Source organism: Gordonia sp. NPDC003950 (assembly GCF_053605205.1).
The window spans coordinates 1-1,547 of sequence record NZ_JBSGIT010000063.1; the positions used below are offsets into that span (position 1 = coordinate 1).

1 protein-coding gene is annotated in these 1,547 nt (G+C 63.0%); it reads right to left on the minus strand.

Features of this window, described 5'->3' with window-relative positions; translation table 11 throughout:
* Positions 1-25 precede the first annotated feature (25 nt).
* A complete protein-coding gene (locus tag ACWETB_RS23840) occupies positions 26-1,273 on the minus strand; it encodes an IS110 family transposase (RefSeq protein WP_452214066.1) in 1,248 nt (415 codons plus the stop codon).
* Positions 1,274-1,547: the final 274 nt, after the last annotated feature.

Consider the following 1,547-nt stretch of genomic DNA (forward strand, 5'->3'; position numbering starts at 1 on the left):
TCAGACATCCCATGCGGTATCTCTGTCAAGCGGCAGCGGTTTGGGTCGTTGGGGGCCAGGCAGTTTCCTCGTCGTAGACAGTCGCGTGGGCCAAGCATCCGTGGAGGATCCCGACGAGTCGATTGCCGAGTTGACGCAGGGCGGCGTGATGTCCGACTTTGCGGGCTCTGAGTGTGTCGTAGTACGCCCGAGCGCCTGGCGAGGCGTTCGTCGCGCAGAACGCCCATTGGTGGCAGGCGTCAGCGAGTCGTTTGTTCCGGGCATAGCGGGCCAGCACGACGCGCTGCTTACCTGAGGCCCTGGTGATCGGTGAGGTACCCGCATAGTTCTTGCGCGCCTTGGCATTGCGATAACGCTGGGGGTCATCACCGAACTCGGCGAGGACCCGCGCGCCCAGTATCGGTCCGAGCCCCGGGACACTGCTAACAATCGCAGCGGCCGGGTGTCGGCCAAAACCCTCGCTCACCACCTGCTCGAGCTCAGTGATCTGAACCTCCAGCAACTCCAGCACTTTGGCTTGCGAGACCACGACCGATGCGTAGGCCTTCTCCACTGCTGCGGGCAATCGCAGCGCCGGCGCTCGCAGTGTCTCGCAGATTGCTGCAGCTCTGGCGGTCAGGTCGCCCCGCCGGCGTGCCCGCTTCAACGCGGCACGGACCTGCGCCGGACTCAACGCGGCCGCGCGTTGGGGGTCGGGAGCCCGCACGAGCAGGTCGAGCACGTGCGGTGTGGTCAGATCCGGGTAGGCGGCAAGAGCTGCGGGGAAGAACTCCCGTAGTGCCGACCGCAGCCGCAGCAGTGCCCGCGTACGGTCCCAGATCAGACTCTGGTGCATGCGTGTGACCACCTTCAATGCGGTGACCTCGTCCGAATCACCAGCGATCTGCCGGTGATGGGCACGGTCAAGGCGCACGATCTCGGCCAACACATGAGCATCGGCAGCATCGGACTTGGCACCAGAGGTGCTGTGGCGTTCTCGGTACCGCGCCACCGACATCGGATTGAGTGAGTACACCGCATAGCCTGAAGCCAGCAGCGCGTTCACCCATGCACCGCGGTCTGTCTCGATCCCGACCACGACCGTCCCGGCGCATAGATCGCCGCTGGACTGATCAGCAGCTTCGTCATCAAGGTTCTCGGCGACAAGCTCATGCAGACGGCTCAGCCCGACAGTCCCCTCAGGCAATCGTTCACGAGCTAGCCGTCGTCCGGTGCCATCGACGATCTCCACATCATGATGATCCTCTGCCCAGTCGTCTCCCACGTACAGCATGACCAGAACTCCTGTCCCGTTGGTAATCAACCGGTTTCAGTAGCAGAGGGAGAACCTCGGCGACCTAATGGTCCAGTGTTGTCCCTAGACCGCGCGGTCCCGGGAACACGACATCTCATCAGCGATCGGATCTCTCTCACGTTCGCCGGGCGCACGATCTGACTTTAGGAGTCACCACATGCCGGATGCTCCGGGTCAAACGAGTGCTATCCCAGCGACCGCTACCAGTACTGAACCTGCCACACCGTAGACGATCCAGTAAGACCCATTAGGT